A 25,477-nucleotide genomic window follows, 5' to 3' on the forward strand; every position below is an offset into this window, starting at 1 on the left:
TCAGTTCGCTAAATTATCCACGGCCTGAAACAGGCGCGGGCCTTGGGCCGACGGCACCAGCAGCACGCTGTAGCGCTGCCCAGCTTCTAGCTGGCCCAGCTCTAACGGTGCGCCTGCGGCAGTGCCTGCGCATTGCAGTTGCACGCTGAGTTTTAGCGGGTTGATAAAGCGACGCTGCACGTCGCCATGCGCAACCGCCTTGAAGATATCCACAGCGCGACCAGCCACTTGCAGGCTGGCATCGGCACAGCTGGCATCAGCGTTGTAGAAGGCCAGCGAGGCTTTCAGCGCGTTGAAGTCATCCGGCTGCTCGCGCAGGGTGTGCAGAGTCAGGCCATCGGCGCTGGGCAGGCCAATCACCGTGGCGAATTCACCCGGCTCGACGCTCACATCCAGCTCGGCGCTTTGCTCACCTTGCTTGAGCGTGCCTTGAATCGGCTTGCCGGCAGGCACGGTAAGAAAATCTGAGGCGCGCTGCTGGGCATCCAAGGTCAGGCTGGCGCCATTGGCCGCGCTCAGCGCTAACGGCTGCTCGCCAGCATTGAAGAAGCGCAAGAAGGCGGCATCTTCACTCGGGCCTGTAGGGTACAGCGGGATTTCTGCGGCTTGCGCCAGCAGCGGCAGACCCAACAGGGCTGCCCAGCATGCGCGCTTCATTACTTAGCCCCTTTCTTCAGGCTGCTGGCCGGCAGTTTGCTCATGGCCTCAGCAATGCCCTTGCCCCACGCCTTGTAGCCGGCCACGGTAAAGTGTTGGCCGTCGGTGGTGACCCACTGACCGGGCTTGGACATCTTCAGCGAATCAACGTAAGTGCACGGCGAGACGTTTGAAGTCAGGAACTTAGACATCAGCACCGTGCGCTGGTCATTCTTGTGGTACATGCCACCGGCCTTACCCCAAGCCGGACCAACCCACACACACTTAGTACCGGTGGCGGCGATTTCTTTGGTCAGCTTGGTCACGCTCTGCCATGCCCACGCTTTGGGGAAGGCAGGCTTGTCGTAACTGGCCATGGTGTCACCGATCACCAGCACCACCACGTCGGGCTTGTGCTTGGCGATCAGCTGCTTGATCGGCGTGGTGGTCGCGCTGCTGCCACTGAGTTTGAGTTTCTCTTTGTTCTTCTGCACGGCGCCGCAGTCGACCTTCTTGGTCACCAGCCAATCGGCGGCGCTGGCACCACAGGCACCAATGGAGTAGACATTGGCACCCTTTTCCACCAGCGCAGCATTAAGCGGCTGGGTGAGGTGGTTATTCAGACTCATATGGCTTTCGCCAAGCACTAACAAAGACAAACCGGCTAGAACGGAGGCAGGCATCGGATACTCCCAATTAACGAATTATGTAAGCGAAAAAAGCAAAGCCATTAATTAGCTTTGGTTTTGCGAATTTTCTCTAATTCATTAGAGATGGCTTTGCCCCAGACTTTGTAGCCGTCGTGGGTCAAATGTGTGCCATCGAGCGTCTTCCATTGACCCGGCTTAGAGAATTTCAATGAGTTGATGTAGTCACACGGCGCTACGTTGGCCGACAAGAAGCTCGCCATTTGCTTGGCTTTCATATAGGTCTTGCCGTATTTGCCACCTTCAGTGCCCCAGTTTGGTCCCACCCAAGCACACTGAGTTTTAGTTTCAGCAATAGCTTTAGTCAGGCTAGAGGTTTGCTGCCAAATCCAGGTTTTGGGCAAGGTTGGCTTATCGTAGCTGGCCATGGTGTCACCCATTACCACCATTACGAGATCTGGCTTGTCCCTAGCAATCAGCTCTTTAATAGGTGTGGTTTTTGCGTTCGGCGGCAACTTCTTAACGGGCTCTTTGCCACGGCGCTCGGCAGCGCCACAAGAGCCACCCGGCGTAGCTTTCAACCAATCACCGGCATTAGCACCACAAATACCAATGGAGTGAACCACTGCACCACGGCGGGTTAAATCATCGTGCAAACCGGTAATCAAACTACCCGGAAGAGCCATATTGCTATCACCGATCACCAAGATCGATAAACCAACTAAAAGGGACGACGCCATTACTGTTCCTTAATTAGAGTAGGGGGAGGTGTACGGTGAAACCGGTAAAACCATAGGCCCGGTCTGATCTTCAAACATGTAACGTAAATACAGACCACCATTCCACTGGCGATAGTTTTGCCCGTTATCCACGCCAAGATGCCCACCAAAGAAAATATTGCGGTCAACCTTGTATTCTGCAGCGCCCGATAAGTTGTATCCAACAGCCGTGGTGTTATCGCTTGAGTAAACCGCAGAGCGACCGAGAGCTTTGGTGGCCGCCGTCTGGAGGGTGGCGTTACCAGGGTAATAATCCACTTCATCCTGCTGGATCGACTGAACACCTACAGAGCCTTTGAGCTGGAAGGTAAAGCGATCGAAACGCTCTGCCCAGGTCACCGGTACGCCCAACGCTAAGAAAGACTGCGGACTGAAATAACCACCATGACCATAGGTATAAAAACCTAAGTTCTCGCTGTAGCGAATACCCGACAAACTAAGACCAATCGTCGATTTACTGTAGTCGTCATTCTGCCAATACCAATAAGCGCCAGTGCTCAACTCAAAACGGTTGTTATCTTCGACATTGTTGCCCAGCAAACGGTGCCACGAACTAGAGACATAGGCCCCGACTTTGTTGTCGTCATAAGCAAGCTGTGCGCGACCGCCATTTGCCGTTACGCCGCCCCATTTTTGGCCAGTACGCTTGTCTTTAGCACCAGCAAATGACAATACGCTATCGGTTACCGCACGGCGTGAAGCAGAAACACCCCAGTGAATATTTGGCTCACCAGCAAAGCGGCGGTTGATACTGATGCCGCCAACTGGGGTGCTGTAGAGAAAGCCCTCAGGGGTGATACCAATATCTGACTTCACCCCATAGGCTGGACTATCAAACGCCACTGCCAGACCAACGCCTGAGGCATTTTGTGAGCCGGCAGAAACACCAGGCTGACTTGCTGAAGCCGCTGGGCCGCCACCAAAGCGATTAGCGGCATCGGCATCGACACTGCCCGACTGCAAGGATACTGGCGTCACACGCAACGCAATGCGGTTGTCCCCAATGGGCATGCTGGCTTCAAACGGCGCTTCTATATCCGTTATCTGTCCCATACCCGACTCGCCCTCACTGGTACGCGCAGTGACGCCCTGAACTACGTAGGGACTGCGGTGCTGAATGATGTTATCCAATGCCTTGGCTGCATCGGATAGGCCAGCCTGCGGATCCGGCTCGCTTTCACCTTCTTGCACAGCAAACGGGTTAATGGGCTTCTTCGCCGCTTCTTGCTTAGCTAAGCTCGTTGAGCGGCTAAGCAGTGATTCATCCGAGCGAGAACGCAGCGTCGGCAAACGAATCTCGCCCGGTTGCTTTCTGGGCTTAGGTGCCAGAGTTAGGGTTTCCGTTGGCTCTGGAATAGTCAGCGCTTTCGGCTCCGCACGAGCACTCGAGCCAACCCCGGCGAACGGGTTAGCGACGGAAGCCGGCTTAGGCGTTGTCGTCGACACGACCGCCGTTTGCTCTGCTTTGTCACGAGCTTCTTGTGCCACCACCTTGCGCAGCAGCTTTTCTGCTGTGCCGGAGCGGCCCATAAAGTGATAGACCTTGGCCGCCATCGATAAAATGGTCCGATCCTGAGGTGCTAGGACGAGTGCTTTCTCCAAAGCATCTTCAGCGTATCCGGTTTCAAACTGCTGCGAAGCCATGTCGGCAGCACCCACCAGTAGATTGGCATTCTCAGGAAAACGCTCCACCAGCGGCTTGAAAATTTCCAGCGCTTTCTCGGTATCGCCGTGCTCGCCGTACATACGCGCTAAAGCGGCCAATGCCAAGGGATCTTGCGGCCGCTGCGCAAGGGCAGGGCTTAATGTTTCATAGGCGCGCTCAAGCTCACCACGCTCACGCAGTGCTTCTGCTTGCCTCACGCGATAGATGAACGCCACATCGTCATATTGTTTGCGCTGCGCCATGGTCATTTGACGACCTTGTAAGTCGCGCAGGATGCCGGCGACTTCTACATCTTGCTCTGCTCGCAGCATGACGCCCGCATAGCTAAGCATCAGGGTGAGATCACTGCGCGGGCTACGCGCCATTAAGTCGCGCATTAAGCTCACAGCCCGCTGCGGGTCTCCGGCATCGGCATAAGCCAATGCCAACAAAGTAACGCGATCAACTTGTCCTTGAGCTTTGCTTTCCAAGCGGCGTAAAAACATGCGCGCTTCTGGCCGCTGGCCATCTTTAATAAGCGTTGCAACGCGCTTCATCTGCGCATTGAATTCAAGCTCGGCTTCGAGATCATTGATCTCGACGGTGCGCTTATTGTGTGGAATACGCGACAGTAAAGTACGAGCCTCATCGACATCACCTAACTGTACGGACAACAACGCACTGGTGTAGATAGCATCAATATCGTTAGGCGACTTTTTCAATAAGCCTGACATTAAACTGCGCGCTTCTTTCACGGCGCCTAAATCGACATAAAGTCGCGCTAAGGCAAAGCGCGCCCAGGCGTTATCCGGGTCTTCACGCAGCGCCGCTTCAAGCTCTCTGCGCATCGCTTTGCTATCGCCACGCTGCTCCGCAAGCTTAGCGCGCTGCAGTGCAGCTTCGGCACGCAACTTAGCCACGCCTCCAACTTTATTGCGCTCTGAGGCTGACATACCCGCCAACAGCTTGAGCGCCTCATCAACACGGCCTTGGCCACCAAGCACTTGCACTAAGCCGCGCATCGCGCGCGCTTCTTGCTTACCCATGGCAAGCACTTGACGATAGCCGGCCTCGGCGGCAGCTAACTCGCCTTGTTTAGCTTGGATGTCGGCTAACGTGATGATCGCTTCGCTGTCATTGGGGTTTAACCGACGCGCCTCGGCCAATAAAGCCCGCGCATCGGCAAAGTTATTGCTCTCAACACTGGTACGCACCTGCTTAAGCGCAGCCCAATAGCGCACATCATCGAGCGCTTTCTGCCAGCTGCGACCACCCTGCCGAATGGCGCTGGTCAGCAGCAATTCGGCATCTTCTAAGCGGTCTTGGCGCTGACGAACTAAACCTAAACCACCCAAAGCATCGGCATCTTTTGGCTTGCGTTTGAGATAAGCCGTGAAACCCTGCTCTGCGGCGGGCAAGTCTTTACGATCTAGCGCTTTAAAGGCTTGATCTAAAACGGGATCACGCTTCCAAACCGTTTGTGCTGCGTTTGCCGTATTCTCAGCTCGGCCTTTGGCCAACAGGGCGCGAATTTCTTCGTCATCGGGATGGCCCTGTAAAAACTGCTCAAATAACGGCTGCTGCGATTTGTTGGGCGCGCCCATCCAAGTCAGCGCCATGCGCCATGTTTCTTCTGCAGCGCCACCAATATCTTCCCGCTTGGCTAGCTCGGATAAATAGCGAATGCCTTCTGGACGGGTATCCGTGCGGCGAACTAAATGCTGAGCAAAAAACAGTTTGGTGTAAGGCTCATTAGGATATTCGCGCTGTAAGCGCTCAAAACCGGCACGCGCTTGCGGCCAGTACTTATCCACAAACCCTAAACTGTTGTAATACTCACGCCCAATCAAGCCCTGCGCGGCTTTGCCATCGAGCGTTTGGATGTAAGTTTCTGCAGCCTTTAACGGCTCATCACTTTCTACCAAGGTGCGCGCTTCATTCAGCTGGGCTTCTTTGGCTGGGTCTTGCAGTAAAATATCCTGCTCTAGCAACAACGCTTGTCGTGTTCCGGGATGATTTGCCTGCAGTTGCTGTAGGTAGTTTTTTGCCAGCGTGAGCTTTTTATCCTGCACCGCGATCAGGCCCAAGCCATAAAGTGCATCAGGATGCGTGGCGTCGATGAGCAGCAGCTTCTGCCACACTTCACCAGCGCGCTGGGGCTTTTCTTGGGCTTGCCAAAATAAGCCTTGCTCAATTAGCAGCGTGTTGGTTTGATCGTCGGCGGCACTGACTAAGGTTGAAGCTGCCGCAATAAGAAGGGCTAATGTTAACGGGTGGTAGCGGAGCATGGCTTTTCCCAATAAGGCTGAACACGGCCGTCCAAAGCAAAGCGATAACGCCCATCAGCCCATCCCAGGCCAAACAAGCTAAGCATGTAGTCGTAATAAACCGGCGGGGTTGCTGTACCGGCTTGCCATTTATCAAACGCAGCAATGGCGCGCTTGTACTGCAAATCCGCAAGCCAAGGCTGCTCAAGCGCATGCAGAAAAGGCACCAATGCCGAAGAGAAGCCGATGATGCTTACGCCGTCTGTCTCACCGGTAAGCACGTTGGCTTTTTCCGGCGGCATCCCTTTGGCTGCTACCACGCGGCTCATGCCCTGTAGGTTATCTAGCACAGGCTTAAACAGAGGGTCTTGCGGGTCTGTCATACCGGCCCAAAGGTACACGCGGATAGCATCGTAGCTACTGTAATCACCGCCTAACGGCGCTGAGGTAAACACACCAGAAGTCTCTGAAACGGCGCGGTAACCAATCCAATCTGCCGCAAAGCCATGATCGCCATTACCGCGAATCAACTTTGGCGTTTGATTGGCAATCGCTTCCCATGGGCCTTGAGGATCAATAACAGCCAACCGGCGCATCATAGAAACCGGCTGATAGCTGGCATTCAGACGCCATAGATGCCCAGGGTATTCAAAACCAAACGGCCCCGGCAGCAAGGTGTAGCCTAAGCCAGGCAGGTTTTTCACCTCACGACCTTTGACTTGCGCCAGCAATGCCATGCCGTCTTCGCGGTAAGCCGGCTTGTCCCACAGGCGGTCGGCCTCCAGTAATGCGTAAGCAAACCACAGGTCAGCATCCGACGCTGAGTTAGCGTCCTGCGCTTTCCACAGGCCATCTTTGCCTTGCCCCCAATGCCAAGCTGGCAACGTGTTAACAGGATCGTTACCAGCAAGATTTTCTCGACTCCAACGCCAAATTTTTTCAAACCGCGCTTGGTCATTAGCCACCAAGGAAAAGAACAACGCATAGGATTGCCCTTCCGATGAACTGTGATTCTTCTCCATGCTGGACTCCAGCACGCGACCATCGTGCTGCACCCAGTTTTTGGCAAATAACTCCCAATGCGGCCACGGCGCTGAACACTGCACGGCAGCCTGTACCGACAGACTACTGAGCAGTAATAGACCACTGAAGAGACTACGCAGCATTACAGAGCATCCTTAAGACGCGCATTGGCGCGGGCTTTGAGGGTCAGGTACAGGAACACGCTGGCCAGCAACACGCCCAAGGCAGTGAAGAACACCATCCAACCTAAGTTTCTTGCCAACAGCCACTGCAAGTAACGCACGATGCCGAGGCTGCCCACGTAGTATTCATTTTCGGCCACGAGCGGATTAACGCGGGTGCCATTGACCACCACTAGGCTGCCCTGCACGGGCTGGTCGTATTCACTGTCGCCACGCAAGGCGCCGGCGATATTGGTCAAATGTTCACCACTGGCACCCGCCAACACCACCACACTGCGCGTGCTGTCCAGCGGCGACTCAAAGCCTGCCAGATAAGCACCCGCGCCGCCGCTACCCAGCGCTACGCTACTGCGTGCCGAGCGGCGGTTGATGCGGTCGTCGGGGCTAAGCCAAGTGCGCAGGCGGTGCGTCAGGTCAGAAAACTCAAAGCTGCTGCCGGCCTGTAGGCTGGCAGGCAAATACTCGGTCCAGCGTTGCAGCAGCGGCTGATTGCCGGCCGTGGCAATGAGCAGAATATCTTTGCCATCGAGCAGGCTGTCATCGTCACCTTGGCTGACCGTGACGGCGCTCGCCGGCAGCCCAGTGGACTCACCAAAGCGCCCCATCACATCAAGGAATAGACCGAGTTCTTCAAGGCTCACCGAAGGCGCCACTACCACGGCGGTTTCCGACAAGTCGGCCATGCGCGTGAAGGGGAAGCCACTGTTCTGGAACACGCCCATATTGGGCATCACGATGTAGTGGTCGTAATCGCTGATATCGATGGTCGAATCCGGCTCGATGGTGCCGCGCATGTTGTCGATAATGATATCGCGGCAGTCGCCCTGCTTGATGTAGTCGTACATGTAGCGCACTTCCAGATCGGCGCGCTGCGGAATATTGTTTACCGGCAAACGCAGATCGACTTCTTTCAGCAGGCTGTCGTCGCTTTGCAGGCGCTCCAGCAAGGCCTGATCATCTTTGTAATGCTCTTGTGAGGGCAGCGGCAGCGACTTAATGAACTTGCCGCTGACACTCAGTAGCATGGATGAATTGGACGACACCGGCTGCGGGGTATAGCGGTATTTCAGGTGCAGCGGAATGCCTTCGTCACGCCAAGTGAACAGATCAGGCGGCAGACGCAGCGGGAACTTGATGGTGCCTGGGTTGTAGCCCGCGACGGTGAGTTTCTTCGCCTCTAACAACTCACCCAACTGCACGGCACGGTCACTGGGCAACCAGTTGGGTGCGTCGTAAGGCTTGCGGGCTTTTAAGCTAACCAAACCCTCCACGCGGGCACTGGGGCCGGCCATGGCTTGGCTGCCCGTCACTAAAGCCAGCGCGGCGGTGCGCAGCTGTTCGCTATCCCGCCCAGAGATAATCAGTAACTTGCCGTACGGGTCATTGGGGTTGGCCTGAATGCTAACCACCGGAGCATCGAGGCTATCGACTGCCAAGCCTTCCAACGGCGCCGCTTGGGTCATAAAGACGATGGCATTGCCCTCGCTGGGCAGCTCGTTAAGGGTGGCGGAGAAGCGCGCTCCACGGTAGCTGGCCAAGGCGCCAAACCATGACGACACCGCACCGGCGGCTTCCAGCGCGAGGTTATCCGGGGTACTGGTGAACACGAACGGCAGCTGTAACTGGCGCGAGTCGCGCGGATCGAAAAACGGCAGCGGCAGCTTGGCTAGGTCATCCGGCAGCACGATGGCGGTCGTTTCCATCTCAAGGCTGCTGCTGGTGCTGACTTTGGCCCACAGGCTGGTGTGCAGCGGGTCTTCACACTCCATGGTGTAGTGACCGATCAGCTGCAGGCTTAAGCGGTTAAATTCGGTGATCAGGTGCGGTGGAATATCCACCACGGCCTGCTGCAACGAGCCGGCGTTTTCTTGCGGCAAGGCCAAGCTGGTGGCGAGCTGGTCATTGATCATCACGTTCAGTTGCGACAACTCTGCGATCAGCGCTGGGGAGTAGCTGTACTCCAAGTTAACCCGCGCTTTACTCACGACTTGGTCGGCGCGCACATCGAAACTCACACTGTCGCTGCCTTCGATACCCCGCAGTTGCATGGTGTAGTTGATACCCAGCTGCGCCAAGGTGGCACTAAAGGTCGGGTTAAAAGGTTCTTCGGGAACACAGCCGTCATCGACGCTGGCTTCTTCGCCTTCAGCCGCTTCTTCACCCTCGGCATACTCTTCACCTTCGCCAGCTTCCTCGCCTTCGGCAGGCGGCACGCAGTCAACGTCCACGACGCCTTCTTCGCCTTCAGCGCCCTCTGCGTAGGCCGCGTCTTCGCTGTAGTCGTACTCTTCTTCAGCCCAAGCCGTTGAGAAGCCGCCACACAGCGCCAAAGCTAAAACAAGGATCTTTCCGTAGGTGTATGTCATGTGCTCCTCACAGAAGCCTTGAGTTGTGCCAGCAGGCTACGTAAATGGATCAGGGTTTCGTTTGCCGTGGCGCGGCCTAACAAGCGCAAACCACGCAAACCAATGGTCGAGACTTCGCCCAGCGCGCCCAGCGGCGTGTCGGGAACCCCTTCGCCCCACGAGGCAGCCCACGTATTGGCGCGCGAAAAGGTCATGCGGATCAACTCGCGTTGTTGCTCAATGCTCAGATTGGCAAAGCTCAGGCCCAAGGTTGGGCCACGACTGAATGCCACCAGCGCTGGGAAGGCGCACTCTTCTTGATCATGCATCAGCGACACCAAGACCTGTTCACCGTGCGGCACCAACACGCCCTCTGGCAGGGTGATGCCAATGCCACGCTGGGAAAAATCGTGGGTTTCGCACACCACGGTTTTGCCATTACTGAGCACTAGGCTGGCCTGTAGATTGGCGTAAACACGTGGCTCAACGCGGACTTGGCGAGCCTCGGCGGCCACCGCCACAGAAGCGGCGCTGATGATGATGTTGTACAGCGTCCACGTTAGGTTAATCAGCAGCGTCGCCACCACATCACTGTCGGCGGCAAAACCCAACTTGCTCAGGCCCACCACAATGCCGATCACGTTGAGTGCCAGCACCACGATATACGGCCGCGCCATCTTCCAGTCGAAGTAACCTTTCTCGATCACCCCGCCCTTGGCGGTCACGTTGAACTTACCCAGCTTGGGGTTAACCATCGCCAGCAACACCGGGCGCATGATGTACCACGCCAGTACCGATTCGTAGACCTCGTTCCAGAACGAGTGGCGGAACCGCCCTTGGATGGTCGAGTTCGTCACGCTGGCGAGCAAAATGTGCGGCAGCGCATAGGCCATGATCAGCAGCGCACTGGCTTGGAAGATTTGCGCACCAAAAAACAAATACGCCAACGGCGCGGTGAGAAACACCAAGCGCGGCAAACCGTAGAAGAAGTGCAGCATGGCGTTGAGGTAACACAAGCGCTGGCCAAACTTGAGGCCGCCACCGAGTAGTGGGTTATCGGTGCGGAAGATCTGCGCCATGCCGCGCGCCCAGCGAATCCGCTGGCCGATATGTCCCGAGAGGCTCTCAGTCGCCAGGCCTGCGGCTTGCGGCAGTGCCAAATAGGCCGTGTTGTAGCCCAAGCGGCTCATTTTGAGCGCGGTATGCGCGTCTTCGGTCACGGTTTCCACCGCGATGCCGCCCACCTCAAGCAATGGCCCGCGCTTGATGATGGCGCAGGAGCCACAGAAGAAGGTGGCGTTCCACAGGTCATTGCCGTCTTGCACTAAGCCGTAAAACAGCTCGCCTTCGTTGGGCACCGAACGGAAGGTTTCGAGGTTTTTCTCAAACGGATCAGGGGAGAAAAAGAAGTGCGGCGTTTGCAGCATCGCCAGCTTCGGGTCGCGCAAAAACCAGCCCATACCGACCTGCAAGAACGAGCGCGTGGGCACGTGGTCGGCATCGAAAATGGCAATAAAATCGCCGTCGGTAATCTTTAAGGCGTGGTTCAGGTTGCCAGCTTTGGCGTGAAAGTTATCCGGACGGATGATGTAACCGATGCCGGCGCTGTCACAGAACTCACGGAACTCATCGCGACGACCGTCATCCAGCACGTAAACATTGAGCTTGTCTTTCGGCCAGTCGATCGCCTGCGCGGCGAACGCGGTTAAGCGGATGATATCCAGCGGCTCGTTATAGGTCGGGATGTACACATCCACCGACGGCCACAAGGCTTGATCTTGCGGCAAAGGGTAAGGCTTGCGCTGCAACGGCCAAGCGGTTTGCAGGTAACCCAACAGCAACACCAGCAAGGCGTATAACTCGGCCAGCACCAAGCCATAACCAAAGGCCATGTCGAGCCAATGCTCGAAGCCCAACGAACTGGTTAAACGCCAGTACATATAACGCAATGAGGCGATGACCGACATCACGATCATCGCCAACACGGCCAAGCGACTGGCTTTGCGCCTTAATATCAGCGCGGCGGTCATGCAGGCGGCGGTGAAGAGCATTTGCTCTTCCAGAGGCAAAGGCGCAATCACGGTGATGGTGATGACCAGCACCGCCAATACGGCAATCAGCACCTGCGCCCAGAGCGTGGCGCTGAGACGGACGGCCATTTGGCTCAACTGGGCCATGCGCCCATTGCGCCATTGGCTCATCGTTTAGGCACCTTCGTCGTCACTGGCGAAGTAACCGACGAGGGCCATCGTGCAGTCGAGAATATCCCGACAGCCTCGTCCATGCGGGTCGTAATCCATGACATTGCGGTTATAGGCCAGCGCCTCGCTGATCGACTGATCGCGGGTGATGCGACCAATCAAGCGGTCGCCCAAAAGGCCGTGCATCACGTGGGTGATGTCTTTGTTCAGCTGCCGCGACGGGTCAATTTGGTTGACCACGTAGGCCGTACCGGCAAAATCATCGCGCTCATCAGTGTACGAGGCGATCAAACGATCGATCATCGGCAGCGCAGTGTACGAGGCCGCATCTGCCAAGCTCACCACCAACGCCACATTGGCCACCGCCAACGCCTGTTGCAGATAAACCGAGGGGCCGGGCGGGGTATCAATCACCACCACGGCACCTTCTGACAGCTCTAAATCGCTCAGACGATAGGCCAACCACAGCGGATCATCCGCTAGCTGCGCTTCAAAAATGCGCCGCTGCGCTTCATCGCCCAGCCCATAAGGCAACACAAACACCCCATCTTTGGTCGGCACTGCTTGCTCGCGCCAGTCTTGCTCAAAACGCACTACGCCTTGCTCTTCACTGACCTCGCCCTCGGGCTGGAAGTGATGATGCAGCGCGTTTTGTGGGTCCAGATCAATTGCGAGCACCGGGCGCCCAACCTTGTGCAGCGCCGCGGCAATATTGGCGGCCATGGTGCTCTTGCCGACACCGCCCTTACCCGACACCACAGCGACGACCTTGATATCGCTCAGTTCAGGCTTGCTACGTGGTGGTTGCGCTACCGCAATGGGCTCAGGCTCGGGCTCGCTGGGCTGCTCCGGCTCGGGAGTCGCCGGCGCCTTGGCCTCATTCGCCAACTTGGCCAACAAACTTTGCAGCCCCGCCGAAGACCAAGCATCCGGCGTCTTGCTGCTGGGCTTTTTGCTCGGCGCAGGCAAGGGCTCAGGAGCCGCCACTGGGGCGTCGAGCACTGGCTTTTCTGCAACGGGTGCCGCTGGCGGCGTTACTTCTGGCTCTACTTCAGGCTGTTCATCGGGCTCTTCCGCGTGAGCCTCAGCCTCGGCGGCGGCTTTTTTTCCGCCAAACATCGAAGGCCAGCGCTTTTGCGAGGCTTTTTCGGTCTCAGCCTGAGTAATTTCCTGATATTGGGCGGGACTGCCGCCAAATTTCTTGAATAAACCCGCGATATCGGAAGCGCTCATGACTACACCTAACTGCATTAGTCAAAAGTTTGTTGCCAAGAAATTGACTTGGCTCACATTTTCTGGCCGTTACAAAATGTTGCGCATAATCAAGGCTAGCAGGGTGTGATGTCAAGCTGATGGTTATTCGATAACCAATATGACTATTGCGCTGCATCGTTATTTCTGCTTGCTATATCTAGTCAACTAGCTATGGGCTGACCGCCTTGGCAATCACCGGCTAAGCTCAACAAAAACACACCTCGTATAAGGTAGGACCCATGCAGGTTCTTATTATCGAAGACGACCCATGGATGGCCGAGTTGCTCGCCAGCTTAGTGCGCAACCAGCGCCGCGATGCTGCAGTCACCGTTTGCCAAGATGGTATGGCCGGCTGGCAGCATTGGAGCCAGCACGGTGCCGAGCTGATTTTGTCCGACTGGAATATGCCTGGCCTGAATGGGCTGGACTTGTTGGAGCGGGTGCGCAAACACGAAAAGCAGCAGCGCCTGAGCAAAGAACAGCAAGCCCCCTTCATTATGGTCACCGCTCGCAACGACCGCCGCAGTGTGATGGAGGCGGTGCGCTTTGGCCTGACCGACTTCATTGCCAAGCCCTTTAGTGTTGGGCATGTCCTGGAGCGCCTTAAGCCTTATCTAGGCGAAGGGCCTAGCACTGCTAGCGGACTTGCCGAACAAAGCCTGCTGGAGTACCTCGAGCGCCTCAGCGATGAAGAACTGGAACTGCCGCTTAGCCCCAGCCTACAAGAAACCCTCGAGCGCAGCATACGCCCAGAGCAGCAAGACTTCGCCACCCTGAATGCGCTGTGGCAGCGCGACCCTGCCATCACCGCGCGCCTGCTCGCCGCCGCCAATAGCGGTGATTACTACAAAGGCGGTGACTCACTGACCACGCTCGCCCAGGCACTACAACGCCTTGGCCTGCACACCAGTTTGAACTTAGCGCTAGGAGTTGCCCTTGCCCCCGCCAGCGGCCTGCAAGAGCCGGTATTGCGTGAGCGTGGCGAAGCCCTCTGGAACCAAGTACGAACCCTTGCCGAACTGTGCCAAGCCCTTGCCCGCCAAGTCGGCGACAATCCTGAAGAAGCTTACACCGCCGCCTTGCTCAGCAACCTGGGCGAGCTGGTCGTTTTGTATGAAGTGCAAAGCTGGCTCGCCACCGGCCAGACGCTGACTGATGCGGACTTAGCCGCCGCGCTCGACCGCTTCAGCCGCCCGTTTAGCGCCGCACTAAAAGCCAATTGGCGCTTACCGCTGAGCGTGCGCCAGCGCATCGGTGCGCTGTATGGCATGGGCGGCCAAGTCACCGCCAAGGCTGACTTGGTCATGCGCAGCGCTTATTTACTGCAACAACCCGAAGACAGCCGCGAAGACGGCCTCGACAGCTGCTTGCGACAGTTGAACTTAGGCAAAACCATTGCCGAGGGGCTTCTCGAGTCGGTGCGCCATATGCCGCAAGTAGCGCTATAAGCAGGCACGCGCTGCGTTTTAAGCACCTACTCGCGTCGCACACTGCCTAGCGCGCCAACCAAAAACCGCCTATGAGCCACTATCAAGCGACACGATAACGCCGTTCGCGGCTGGCTTGTGTGTAACGCAGCGCCCACACTGTCGTCATTACAACAACACCGCTTGCTTGAGGATTTGGCGTGCACGCAACTTTGCCCCTGCTCAATGCCTTGGATTTTCCCGCGATTCAACGCAGTACCTTGACCACCTTGCAGGTCAACCTGACCTACGAATGCAATCAGCGTTGCCTGCACTGCCACGTTAACGCCGGCCCCAGCCGCACCGAGCGGATGGATGACAGCAACCTAGCGTTGCTCAAGCAGGTCATTGCTGCCCATGCGGTCGACACGCTGGACTTAACCGGCGGCGCGCCGGAAATGCACCCACGCTTTCGTGAGCTCGTACAGCATGCGCGGCGCGAAGGGTTGCGGGTGATCGACCGCTGCAACCTGACCATTCTCAGCGAGCCCGGCTACGCCGACCTAGCCGCGTTTTTGGCCGCCGAGCAGGTCGAGATCAGCGCGTCATTGCCGTGCTACTCGCGTGACAACGTTGACCAGCAGCGCGGCGACGGCGTGTTTGCCCGCAGCATCGACGGTCTCAAAGCGCTTAACGCGCTAGGCTACGGCGTGGCCGACAGCGGCTTAACCCTCAACTTGGTCTACAACCCGCAAGGCCCCAGCCTGCCGCCGGCGCAAGCGGGGCTCGAAGCCGCCTACAAGGCCCATCTGGCCGAAGACTTTGGCATTGTGTTCAACCACCTGCTGACCATCACCAATATGCCGATTCAACGCTTTGGCAGCACCTTGATCAGCAAAGGCACCTTTCACGGCTATATGCAGTTGCTGCGCGACAGTTACCGCGCCGACAACCTCGATGGCGTGATGTGCAAAAACTTGGTCAGCGTTGACTACCAAGGCTACCTGTACGATTGCGACTTCAACCAAATGCTCGACTTACCCTTGCCGCTGATCGGCCGCGAACGCAGCCATTTGCGTGATCTGCTGGCGCAGCGTCTGGAGGGCAACCCGATTGTCACCCGCGACCACTGCTTTGCCTGCACCGCCGGACAAGGCTCTAGTTGTGGCGGTGCGCTCGGTTAAGCCACCCCTTTTATCCGCCCAGACGCCTTAGGGCGCTGCGATTAACGAGGCCTTTATGCGTTCCAGCAAGCTCATCGTGCTCATCACCGTGGTCGCCGCGGTGGCGGCTTTTTTCCTGTTTGATTTGGGCCAGTTCCTCACGCTGGACTACCTCAAGAGCCAACAAGCCGCCTTCAGCGCGCACGTCGCGGCGCAGCCGTGGCTGGCCGCTGGTCTCTTCTTCAGCCTGTATGTGGTGGTGACGGCGCTGTCGATTCCTGGCGCGGCGCTCTTAACCTTGCTCGCCGGCGCGCTGTTTGGCCTGCTGGAAGGCTTTGTGCTGGTGTCGTTTGCCTCCACGCTGGGCGCGACACTGGCCATGCTGCTGTCACGTTTTTTGCTGCGCGACTGGGTGCAAAGCAAGTTCGCCAGCGCCATGCGCGGCATCGAGCAGGGCGTCGAGCGCGAAGGGGCGTTCTACCTGTTCGCCCTGCGCTTGGTGCCGGTGGTGCCGTTCTTTGTGATCAACCTCGCCATGGGCCTAACCAAACTGCGTGCCAGCACTTTCTGGTGGGTTAGCCAATTAGGCATGCTGCCCGGCACCTTGGTTTACGTGAACGCCGGCCGCGAACTGGGCCAGCTCGACTCATTGGCCGGCATTTTGTCGCCCAGCGTGCTCGGCGCTTTTGTGCTGCTGGGCGTGTTCCCGATCATCGCGCGCAAGCTGCTCGATACCCTCAAGGCGCGCCGCGTCTATCAAGGCTGGCACAAGCCCAAGCAGTTTGATCGCAACCTGATCGCCATTGGTGCCGGTGCCGGCGGCTTGGTCAGCACCTACATTGGCGCGGCGGTGAAGGCCAAAGTGTCGCTGATCGAAAAACACAAAATGGGCGGCGATTGCCTCAACACTGGCTGCGTGCCGTCGAAGGCGCTGATTCGCTCGGCCAAATTTGCCGCCGAGCTGCAAAAAGCCGAGCAGCTGGGCTTTAGCGGTGCGCAAGCGCAGGTCGACTTCGCCCGTGTGATGGAGCGCGTGCAGAGCGTGATCAGCACCATCGAGCCGCATGATTCGGTCGAGCGTTACACCGATTTAGGCGTCGAGTGCCTGCAAGGCAGCGCAACCATCCTCTCGCCCTGGGAGGTAGAGGTCGACGGCCAGCGCCTGACCACCCGCAACATTGTCATCGCCGCCGGCGCACGCCCGCTGATGCCTGACCTACCGGGGCTGGATACGGTTGCGGCGTATAACTCCGACACCGTTTGGACACTGCGCGAACAACCCAAGCGCCTGCTGGTACTCGGCGGCGGCCCGATTGGCTGCGAGCTGGCGCAAGCCTTCCAGCGCTTAGGCAGCCAAGTGATTTTGGTCCAGCGCGGCGCACGCCTGTTACCGCGTGAAGATGACGACGCCAGCGACGCGGTGATGAGCAAGTTCCGCGCCGAAGGCATGGACCTGCGCCTGCAGCACGAAGCCCAGCGCTTTGCCGTGGAAGACGGCGAGTCGGTGCTTTACTGCCGCCACAAAGCCACTGGCGAGCCAGTGCGTATCGCCTTTGACGCCGTGCTGATCGCCCTTGGCCGCGTTGCCAATGTCACCGGCTATGGCGCCGAAACGCTCGGCCTTGAAGTGCGCGCCAATGGCACGCTGGCGGTAGATGAATACCTCGCCACTAAATACCCCAACATCTTTGCCGTCGGCGATGTCACAGGCCCCTATCAATTCACCCACGCCGCCGCGCATCAAGCTTGGTACGCCGCGGTGAACGCCCTGTTCGCGCCGTTCAAACGCTTTAAGGTGGATTATCGGGTGATCCCGTGGGCCACGTTTACCGACCCAGAAGTGGCGCGCGTCGGCCTTAATGAGCAAGACGCCAAAGCCCAAGGCATTGCCTACGAAGTGACACGTTTTGGTATCGACGACCTCGACCGCGCGATTGCCGACGAAGCCGCCCACGGCTTTGTCAAAGTACTCACTGTGCCCGGCAAAGACAAAATCCTCGGCGTCACCATCGTCGGCGAGCACGCGGGCGATTTGATTGCCGAATACGTCGCGGCGATCAAGCACGGCTTTGGCTTAAACAAGATCCTCGGCACCATCCATATCTACCCCACGCTGGCGGAGGCGAATAAATACGCCGCCGGCGAATGGAAGCGCGCCCACGCGCCGCAAAAGGTGCTGGCTTGGCTGGGCAAGTTCCACGCATGGCGACTGCGTTAAGCCGATGGCTAAAGCGCTCTCACTGATCATCCCCACGCTCAACGACGCCGAGGCGCTGGGGCTGTTGCTCGCGCAACTGCAAATCCACCGCGCCGAGGTCGAGCTGATCGTGGTGGATGGCCACAGCCAAGACACCAGCATCGCGATCGCCACACCGCTGGCCGACCATGTGCTGTGCAGCCCTGCCGGTCGGGCGCGACAAATGAATGCCGGCGCCGCCCACGCGCAAGGCGAGACCTTGCTGTTTGTGCATGCCGATACCCAGCTGCCGGATAACTTTCCCGCTTTAATAAGCCACGCCATGCAGCACGCAGACTGGGGCCGTTTTGATCTGCGTTTACAGCCCAGCACCGCGCTGCTGCGCTGCGTGGCATGGTTTATCAACACCCGCTCACGGCTGACGCGCATCGCTACCGGCGACCAAGGCATTTTTGTGCGCCGCCGGCTTTGGCAACAGCTCGGCGGCTATGCCGACATTGCCCTGATGGAAGACATCGAGCTCAGTCGCCGGCTCAAGCGCGCCGGCCAGTTTGCCGCCATCCGTACACCGCTGATCACCTCCAGCCGCCGCTGGCTTAAACACGGCACGCTCCGCACCATCGGCCTGATGTGGTCATTGCGCTGGCGTTATTGGCGCGGCGCCGATCCCGCCGACTTAGCCGCCCGCTATTACGGCCCACGGCAATCATGAGCTTGCCGGTCATTGTCATGGCCAAAGCCCCAGAGGCTGGCCGCGTTAAAACCCGCTTGATCCCAACGCTGGGCGCTGATGAAGCCTGCGCGCTGTATCGCCGCTTATTACGGCACACGCTGAGCCACGCCGCGCAGTACACCAACGCACTGCACCTGCATGTCAGCCCCGACCTAGACCACCCTGAACTGCAAGCCTTGGCCCACGAGTTTGACGCTCAGTTGAGCCTGCAATGCCAAGGCGACTTGGGCCAACGCATGTTGTATGCGTTCAGCCAGCTGGGCACACCGGCCCTGTTGATCGGCAGCGACTGCCCACTGCTGGATGCCCCGCACCTGCACGCCGCCGCACAGGCCCTTGAACAACATGACATCACCTTGAGCCCCAGCAGCGACGGTGGCTACGTGCTGATCGGCCTTCAACAGCCGCACCCTGCGCCCTTCCAAGATATCGACTGGAGCACCGCACGCGTGCTGGCGCAAAGCCAAGCGCAGTGCCAACGCGCTGGGCTACGTCTGCACCTCGGCGAGACGCTGTGGGATGTCGATGACGGCAATGACTACGCGCAACTACAGAACGATCCACGCTTTGACCATTTAGTCGCCAAATGCCCCTAGTTTTGCTGTCGTTCGCTACACTTGCCCTCGCGCTTGGCGCTGATGGCTGCAGGCCGTCCGGTAGTCTGTCGATTTGACCCGCTACATCTGGCATAATCCGCGCTCTTTGTCGCGGCACCCCCTGCATCCCGTCGCGTACAAGCTTGTCGCAGAGTGAATTACCGGAGGAATCGGCCCCGCCGATGGTAACTAGATGACCGATAGCAATATTCGCGTTTACACCGACATCAGCGCCGCTGAACTGGTCGAATTAGCGGTTCGCCGCGGTGAAGGTGAGCTAGCCGCCAACGGCTCGCTGGTAGTTAACACCGGCGCACGCACCGGCCGTTCACCGATGGATCGTTTCATCGTTGAAGAAGCCAGCACCAAAGACGCCATTGCCTGGGGCAACATCAACCGCCCATTCCCCGCCGACAAGTTCGACGCCCTGTGGGAACGTGTTGAAGCCTACCTCGAAGAGCGCGACAGCTTTGTATCGCACGTGCATGTGGGCGCAGACCCGGAGCACTACCAGCCGGTACGCATGACCACCGAAACCGCGTGGCACAACCTGTTTGGCCGTGTGTTGTTTGTTCGCCCTGAGAACTACAACTACAAAGGCAAAGAAGCTTGGCAGATCCTCAACGCGCCGCACTTTGAGTGCGTCCCCGAGCGTGACGGCACCAACTCTGACGGCACTGTGATCCTCAACTTTGCCAAGCGCAAAGTGCTGTTGGCGGGCATGCGCTACGCCGGCGAAATGAAGAAAGCCATGTTCGCCGTGCAGAACTTCCTGCTGCCAGAAAAAGACGTACTGCCGATGCACTGCGCCGCCAACGTCGGCGATGAAGGCGACGTGACCTTGTTCTTCGGCCTGTCCGGCACTGGCAAGACCACCCTGTCCGCCGACCCAAGCCGCTTCCTGATCGGCGACGACGAGCACGGCTGGGGTAAAGGCACCGTGTTCAACATCGAAGGCGGCTGCTACGCCAAGTGCATCGACTTGTCGCAAAAGAACGAGCCGGTGATTTGGGACGCGATCAAATTTGGCGCCGTGCTGGAAAACGTCGTACTCGACGAAAACCGCCAGCCTAACTACGCCGACGACAGCCTGACGCAAAACACCCGCGCCGCGTATCCGCTGGAGCACGTTGAAAAGCGTGTTGAGCTGAACCGTGCCGGCGAGCCGAATGCGGTGATCTTCTTGACCTGCGACCTGACCGGCGTACTGCCACCGGTGTCGATCCTCAGCAATGAGCAGGCGGCTTACCACTTCTTGTCCGGCTACACCGCACTGGTCGGCTCGACCGAGATGGGTTCTGGCGGCGGCATTAAGTCGACCTTCTCCACCTGCTTCGGCGCACCGTTCTTCCCGCGTCCGGCTGGCGAGTACGCTGAGCTGCTGATCAAGCGCATCAAGGAGTTTGGCTCCAAGGTCTATCTGGTTAACACCGGCTGGACTGGTGGTGGCTACGGCGTTGGTCAACGCTTCAACATCCCCACCACGCGTGGTGTGATTGCCGCCATTCAAAGCGGTGCCCTGATCGGCGCAGACACCGAGCACCTCGACCTGATCAACCTTGACGTGCCTAAGGCCGTGCCTGGCGTTGACAGCGCACTGCTCAACCCACGCAACACGTGGGCTGACCCAGCCGCTTACGACGAGGCCGCCCGCGGCCTGGCCAAGCAGTTCGTCGACAACTTCCAGAAGTTCGACGTTTCTGACGCCATCAAGAGCGCTGGCCCGCAGCTGTAAAAAGCGGCTCGCAACAAAAAACCCGCATCGATTGATGCGGGTTTTTTGTTGGCGCTCTGTATTACACCGACAACAAGCGCACTTTCAAACTACGACCTTTAATCTTCCCGGCGTTCAAGCGCTTGAGCGCGGCCTTAGCCACGCTACGCTCCACCGCCACATAAGCCTGATAATCGAAAATCGCGATCTTGCCCACCTGCGCACCGGCAATGCCAGCGTCGCCAGTGAGCGCACCCAGAATATCGCCCGGGCGCAGCTTGTCTTTGCGGCCTGCCGCAATGCATAAGGTCTGCATCACGGGCTCCAGCCCAGCTCCTGAGGCCGCCGGCAAGGCACTGATGTCCTGCCAGTTCAGCGCTTGCTTTTGCAGGCTTTCAATCGCCTGCGCGCGCTGCCCTTCCGCCGGCGCCACCAAGCTCAGAGCTAGGCCTTTGGCCCCCGCACGGCCGCTGCGGCCAATACGGTGCACGTGCACTTCTGGGTCACGCGCCAGCTCGACGTTGATCACCAATTGCAGCTCTTCAATGTCCAAACCACGCGCTGCCACATCGGTGGCCACCAGTACGCTACAGCTGCGATTAGCGAATAAGGTCAGCACCTCGTCACGCTCGCGCTGCTCCAAGTCACCGTGCAACGCCAGCGCCGCCATTTGCCGGCTACGCAGCAGCTCGACTAACTCTTGGCATTGTTGCCGGGTATGACAAAACGCTACGCAGGAACTTGGCCGGACTTGCTCCAGCAAACGCGCCACCACCGACAACCGCTCACGCGGGTCGATCTCGTAAAAACGCTGTTCGATTTGCTGTTGATCGTGCTGCGCTTCAACTTTTATCTGCTGCGGGCTGCGCATGAAGTTAGCCGCTAGCTGCTCAATGCCCGAGGGGTACGTGGCGGAAAACAACAGCGTTTGCCGACGCGCAGGGGCCTGATTGATGATCTCCGCGATGCTGTCGTAAAAGCCCATGTCGAGCATGCGATCCGCTTCATCCAGCACTAAGGTGTTCAAGCCCTCCAGTACCAGCGTGCCTTTGCGCAAATGCTCTTGAATGCGCCCCGGTGTGCCCACCACGATATGCGCGCCGTGTTCTAGCGAGCCAATCTGCGGGCCAATCGGCGCACCACCACACAGCGTTAGAATTTTGATGTTATCCGCCGCCCGCGCCAGCTGGCGCAGCGCCTTAGCCACCTGATCGGCCAACTCACGCGTCGGGCACAAAACCAAAGCTTGGCAGCCAAAAAACCGCGGATTAAGCGGTGCCAGCAAGGCAATGCCAAACGCGGCTGTTTTACCGCTGCCGGTTTTGCCTTGGGCGATTACGTCTTGGCCCTTGAGCATTAAAGGCAAACTCGCCGCTTGGATCGGCGTCATTTGCTGGTAGCCCAAGGCGTCCAAGTTGCTAAGCATGGCCGCCGACAAGGGCAGTTGAGAAAAAGCTAAAGAGTCAGTCACGCAGGTCTACCTAAGGAAAATACCCGCGCAGTGTAGCAGGGCGAGCAATTCTGCCGAATGCAGCTTAACTGTAAGCATTGGCTCTTGAGACGGTGCACCTGTGTCGATTCAACGATTATTCATTTCCTTGAGCGCTTTAGCGTTCTGCCTACTGGTCTTTGCTTTGATCGGCTTAATGGGCTTGATCGACGCATACCGCACGCTAGACAAGGTGCAACATGACTACCATCAAACCCACAGCCTGGCGCATCAGCTGCAACAAAGCTCAGACGACTTAACCCGCTACGCGCGGATGTTTGTCATCACCCAAGAAGCGCACTACCAGCGCTTATTTTGGGATTTGCTGGCGATCAGAAACGGCGAAAACCCCTCATCAAGCTGGATTAAAGACCTAGAGCGTGACTCCCAGAGCGGAACGCACTGGGACGAGAAACACAGCACTATCAAGAACTTTCGCAGCCAACTTGGTCGGCTGCCGTTTACTGAGGCTGAACGCGCGTTACTCCTTCGCGCAGAGAAACGCTCCAATGAGCTGACCAAACTTGAGCAGCTAGCCATGCAGGCATCGCAAGGCCGTTTTCTCGATAGCTACGGCAAGTTTACCCGCAAGGGCGAGCCGGAAACGCGAATGGCCATCAAGCTATTACACGACAGTGCCTATCAGCGGGCTAAAAAAGCCATCATGAATCCCATCCAAGAGGCGTTTGCTTCACTGACGACGCGGCAACAGCACACCCTTGCCAAGGCAGACCAGCAACGCATTATCTTCACAACATGGTTGGTGCTGACACTGTTGGCGGGCTTTGCCGTCGCGATTGCTTTTCATCATCTAATTTCACGCCGCGTCATGCGCCCGTTGCTGGGCATGGCCGCACGCACCAAACAGTTCACCTTGGGGCGCGGTGAAAACCGCCTGGTTCTGCGTTACAACGATGAGTTTGGCGCCCTTGCAAAAGCGTTTAATACGTTAATGCAGCGCATTGAAAACAACATGTCGTTACTACAAACCACCGCCAACACCGACCCCCTCACGGGGCTCGCTAATCGTCGCTATTTTGAAGCCGTGTTACTGGAAGAAAGTCAGCGCATGCAGCGCAGCCAACAGCCGATGAGCTTGATCATGTTGGATGTGGATAATTTCAAAGCCTACAACGACCTCTACGGCCACCCTGAGGGGGATGAGTGCTTGCGCCAGTTAGCGCAAACACTAAAAGCCTGCCTACAGCGACCCAGCGACCGCATCGCACGCTTTGGCGGGGAAGAGTTCGTGTGCTTACTGCCAGAAACCGATCTTGAACAAGCCCGTCATGTGACTGACTGCATGCTCGATCGCGTGCGCGCTTTAGCGCTACCGCATCAAGGCAACATAGTGCCGATCGTCACCATCAGCCTGGGTGTCAGCGCATGCAACGGCGATACCGCAACACCGCCAGCGGCGCTGTTACAGCGCGCCGACGAACTGCTTTATCAGGCCAAGCACAGCGGGCGTAACTGCGCCTGCTTTGACCGCCCACCCGAGCAACCGCAGTCGCTGCACGCCCTGTAACGCACTAATTCGGTGTTTGCCATTGCGCTTGATCGCAGCGCTGTGGCTCGCCACCTTGGGCCAAAAAAGTTTGCCCCCAGTGTTTAAGTGCGGCGATCACAGGCGCTAGCTCATGGCCCAACGGGCTCAATGCGTAATCCACATGCGGCGGCACGACAGGATGCACCGTGCGCTCAATCAGGCCGTGCGCTTCCATCTCGCGCAGTTGTTTGGTTAAAACTCGCTGACTGATGCCCGGCAGTAAGCGCTGTAGCTGACCAAAGCGCTGCGTGCCTGCGAGCAAGTGATACACGATCACGCCCTTCCACTTGCCGCCGATCACATCCAGCGACACCTCGACAGGGCAACCTGAAAAAACGCTTGGTTCCGTGTCCATAGTTACCTTTTGGGCTGTATAGGCCATAAAAGTGCATACTTACATAAGTGCATGCATTGCTCTAGCATCGACTCACGCTAACCGACCGAGGAACCTGCCATGCATGTCTTTGAAGCCATCGAATCACGCCGCGCCGTTAAACACTTTCAAGCCAATACGCCGATGACGGCGGCCGAGCAGCAGCAATTATTTGACCTGGCGCGGCGCGCGCCCACTGCCTTCAACCTGCAGCATTGGCGCTTTGTGGTGGTCGAGTCGCCCGCATTGCGCGCCCAAATCCGCGCCGCCGCGTGGGATCAAGCCCAGGTCACCGATGCCTCGTTATTGCTCGTGTTGTGCGCCGACACCCAAGCTTGGGCCAAACAGCCCGAGGCTTTGTGGGCCGCCGCACCGCAACCGGTACAAGACTTTATCGTGCCGGCCATCGACGGCTACTACCGCGACAAACCCCAAGTGCAGCGTGATGAGGCGATGCGCAGCTGCGGCATTGTCGCGCAGACGCTGATGCTGGCGGCTCGCGGCCTAGGCTACGACTCATGCCCGATGGATGGTTTTGACTTCGATAAAGTCGCCGAGCTGATCAAGCTGCCCGAAGGGCACGTCATCAGTATGTTGCTGGCCGTCGGCAAACAAACCCAAGCCCCGTGGCCGCGCGGCGTTCAGCGTGATGAACACGCGGTGATCATTCGCGATCACTTCTAATCGGCGAACCTGACCCAACAAAGCCACGGTGCAAACGTGGCTTTGTTGGCTGTTGAACCTTTAAGCCTGTACGTCGACTGCAGGCAAGGTGGCCGGACGATCTTGCAAGCGCCCCACTAACTCTTGCAGGCGCTGGCCGGCATCTTCGGGGGTATTCGGCAAGCGACTGGCGAGATCGTTGCGATTGAGCACATTGCGGATATCGTTGGCATTGGTAAGCGACACGCTGTTACTGCTCGGCGCGTCCTCTTCCAAGGTGACCGCCAGATAGGTATCCAACTGTTGCTGCTGACTGCGGCCGGTGTAGATATCCGCCGCCGCACTCCGCCGGCTGCTCTGGGTCGCTTCTTGGGCTGTTTGCGCGCTTTGCAGGCGATCTTGGCTGCTGTTCACCGCACGATTCACATCTTCCGGACTAATGCCTGCCTGCGGGTTTTGCGCGGCGACAGCACCGGCACGCTTAATCACTTGCGTGCTGAGTGGCAGGTTGTTGCTAAGGGCATTGATGGGCATAGGGCACCTCCTGAAGAGCCACCATTATAGAAGGCCCTTCGCCAAGCCCTAAGCCCAAACTGATCAAAAAACGATCAGCGG

The 25,477-nt window shown here is 58.0% G+C and carries 19 protein-coding genes; 8 read left to right on the top strand and 11 right to left on the bottom strand.

Annotation, left to right across the window (positions count from 1 at the left end):
- From MKI83_RS08560 to bcsQ, 8 genes are read right to left on the bottom strand one after another with little or no spacing between them, the layout of a single operon-like run.
- On the bottom strand, positions 1 to 657 hold the full coding sequence (locus tag MKI83_RS08560) for an alginate O-acetyltransferase AlgF (protein WP_241584919.1): 657 nt from the start codon (positions 655 to 657) through the stop codon (positions 1 to 3).
- The gene (locus MKI83_RS08565) at positions 657 to 1,319 is read right to left on the bottom strand and encodes an SGNH/GDSL hydrolase family protein (protein ID WP_241584920.1); all 663 of its coding nucleotides are present in this window, start codon (positions 1,317 to 1,319) and stop codon (positions 657 to 659) included. The genes MKI83_RS08560 and MKI83_RS08565 overlap by 1 nt, the downstream gene beginning before the upstream one ends.
- A gap of 47 nt (positions 1,320 to 1,366) precedes the next feature.
- A complete protein-coding gene (locus MKI83_RS08570) occupies positions 1,367 to 2,023 on the bottom strand; it encodes an SGNH/GDSL hydrolase family protein (RefSeq protein WP_241584921.1) in 657 nt (218 codons plus the stop codon).
- A gap of 9 nt (positions 2,024 to 2,032) precedes the next feature.
- Positions 2,033 to 5,995 carry a cellulose biosynthesis protein BcsC gene (locus MKI83_RS08575; protein ID WP_241584922.1) on the bottom strand — a complete coding sequence of 1,321 codons (3,963 nt, stop codon included), beginning with the start codon at positions 5,993 to 5,995 and terminating at the stop codon, positions 2,033 to 2,035.
- On the bottom strand, positions 5,974 to 7,140 hold the full coding sequence (gene bcsZ / locus MKI83_RS08580; RefSeq protein ID WP_241584923.1) for a cellulose synthase complex periplasmic endoglucanase BcsZ: 1,167 nt from the start codon (positions 7,138 to 7,140) through the stop codon (positions 5,974 to 5,976). The genes MKI83_RS08575 and bcsZ overlap by 22 nt, the downstream gene beginning before the upstream one ends.
- Positions 7,140 to 9,545 (bottom strand): cellulose biosynthesis cyclic di-GMP-binding regulatory protein BcsB, encoded by a 2,406-nt coding sequence (gene bcsB / locus MKI83_RS08585; protein ID WP_241584924.1) that lies wholly within the window; start codon positions 9,543 to 9,545, stop codon positions 7,140 to 7,142. Before bcsB ends, bcsZ begins: the two co-directional genes overlap by 1 nt.
- Positions 9,542 to 11,725: a UDP-forming cellulose synthase catalytic subunit gene (gene bcsA, locus MKI83_RS08590; protein ID WP_370867375.1), complete on the bottom strand. Its 2,184-nt coding sequence runs from the start codon at positions 11,723 to 11,725 to the stop codon at positions 9,542 to 9,544. The genes bcsB and bcsA overlap by 4 nt, the downstream gene beginning before the upstream one ends.
- Positions 11,726 to 11,728: 3 nt before the next feature.
- The gene (bcsQ, locus tag MKI83_RS16920; RefSeq protein WP_272493033.1) at positions 11,729 to 12,958 is read right to left on the bottom strand and encodes a cellulose biosynthesis protein BcsQ; all 1,230 of its coding nucleotides are present in this window, start codon (positions 12,956 to 12,958) and stop codon (positions 11,729 to 11,731) included.
- Positions 12,959 to 13,218: 260 nt separating this feature from the next.
- On the opposite strand from bcsQ, the gene MKI83_RS08600 reads away from it, so the two are divergent.
- From MKI83_RS08600 to MKI83_RS08625, 6 genes are all read left to right on the top strand, one after another.
- The gene (locus tag MKI83_RS08600) at positions 13,219 to 14,427 is read left to right on the top strand and encodes an HDOD domain-containing protein (protein ID WP_241584925.1); all 1,209 of its coding nucleotides are present in this window, start codon (positions 13,219 to 13,221) and stop codon (positions 14,425 to 14,427) included.
- 179 nt (positions 14,428 to 14,606) lie between these two features.
- Complete coding sequence (arsS, locus tag MKI83_RS08605; RefSeq protein ID WP_241584927.1) at positions 14,607 to 15,569, top strand: arsenosugar biosynthesis radical SAM (seleno)protein ArsS; 963 nt, start codon at positions 14,607 to 14,609, stop codon at positions 15,567 to 15,569.
- 55 nt (positions 15,570 to 15,624) lie between these two features.
- Positions 15,625 to 17,766 carry a dihydrolipoyl dehydrogenase family protein gene (locus MKI83_RS08610; RefSeq protein ID WP_241584929.1) on the top strand — a complete coding sequence of 714 codons (2,142 nt, stop codon included), beginning with the start codon at positions 15,625 to 15,627 and terminating at the stop codon, positions 17,764 to 17,766.
- A gap of 4 nt (positions 17,767 to 17,770) precedes the next feature.
- Complete coding sequence (locus MKI83_RS08615) at positions 17,771 to 18,457, top strand: TIGR04283 family arsenosugar biosynthesis glycosyltransferase (protein WP_241584931.1); 687 nt, start codon at positions 17,771 to 17,773, stop codon at positions 18,455 to 18,457.
- Positions 18,454 to 19,074: a TIGR04282 family arsenosugar biosynthesis glycosyltransferase gene (locus MKI83_RS08620; protein WP_241584933.1), complete on the top strand. Its 621-nt coding sequence runs from the start codon at positions 18,454 to 18,456 to the stop codon at positions 19,072 to 19,074. Before MKI83_RS08615 ends, MKI83_RS08620 begins: the two co-directional genes overlap by 4 nt.
- A gap of 193 nt (positions 19,075 to 19,267) precedes the next feature.
- Positions 19,268 to 20,809 (top strand): phosphoenolpyruvate carboxykinase, encoded by a 1,542-nt coding sequence (locus MKI83_RS08625; protein WP_241584935.1) that lies wholly within the window; start codon positions 19,268 to 19,270, stop codon positions 20,807 to 20,809.
- 61 nt (positions 20,810 to 20,870) lie between these two features.
- Here the strand turns inward: MKI83_RS08625 and dbpA are convergent, their stop codons facing one another.
- Entirely contained in the window at positions 20,871 to 22,214 is a 1,344-nt protein-coding gene (gene dbpA, locus MKI83_RS08630) for an ATP-dependent RNA helicase DbpA (RefSeq protein ID WP_241585374.1), read from the bottom strand.
- Positions 22,215 to 22,359: 145 nt separating this feature from the next.
- Between dbpA and MKI83_RS16985 the strand changes: the two genes are divergently transcribed.
- Positions 22,360 to 23,805, top strand: a complete 1,446-nt coding sequence (locus MKI83_RS16985; protein ID WP_241584937.1) for a GGDEF domain-containing protein — start codon at positions 22,360 to 22,362, stop codon at positions 23,803 to 23,805.
- Positions 23,806 to 23,809: 4 nt separating this feature from the next.
- On the opposite strand, the gene MKI83_RS08640 is transcribed toward MKI83_RS16985, so the two are convergent.
- Positions 23,810 to 24,181 carry a winged helix-turn-helix transcriptional regulator gene (locus MKI83_RS08640; protein ID WP_241584939.1) on the bottom strand — a complete coding sequence of 124 codons (372 nt, stop codon included), beginning with the start codon at positions 24,179 to 24,181 and terminating at the stop codon, positions 23,810 to 23,812.
- Between the two features lie 99 nt (positions 24,182 to 24,280).
- Here MKI83_RS08640 and MKI83_RS08645 point away from each other — a divergent pair, with 99 nt between their 5' ends.
- Positions 24,281 to 24,883 carry a nitroreductase family protein gene (locus MKI83_RS08645; protein WP_241584940.1) on the top strand — a complete coding sequence of 201 codons (603 nt, stop codon included), beginning with the start codon at positions 24,281 to 24,283 and terminating at the stop codon, positions 24,881 to 24,883.
- Between the two features lie 60 nt (positions 24,884 to 24,943).
- Here the strand turns inward: MKI83_RS08645 and MKI83_RS08650 are convergent, their stop codons facing one another.
- Complete coding sequence (locus MKI83_RS08650) at positions 24,944 to 25,396, bottom strand: hypothetical protein (protein WP_241584941.1); 453 nt, start codon at positions 25,394 to 25,396, stop codon at positions 24,944 to 24,946.
- Positions 25,397 to 25,477: the final 81 nt, after the last annotated feature.

This window comes from Atopomonas sediminilitoris (assembly GCF_022601735.1).
Taxonomy (GTDB): domain Bacteria; phylum Pseudomonadota; class Gammaproteobacteria; order Pseudomonadales; family Pseudomonadaceae; genus Atopomonas; species Atopomonas sediminilitoris.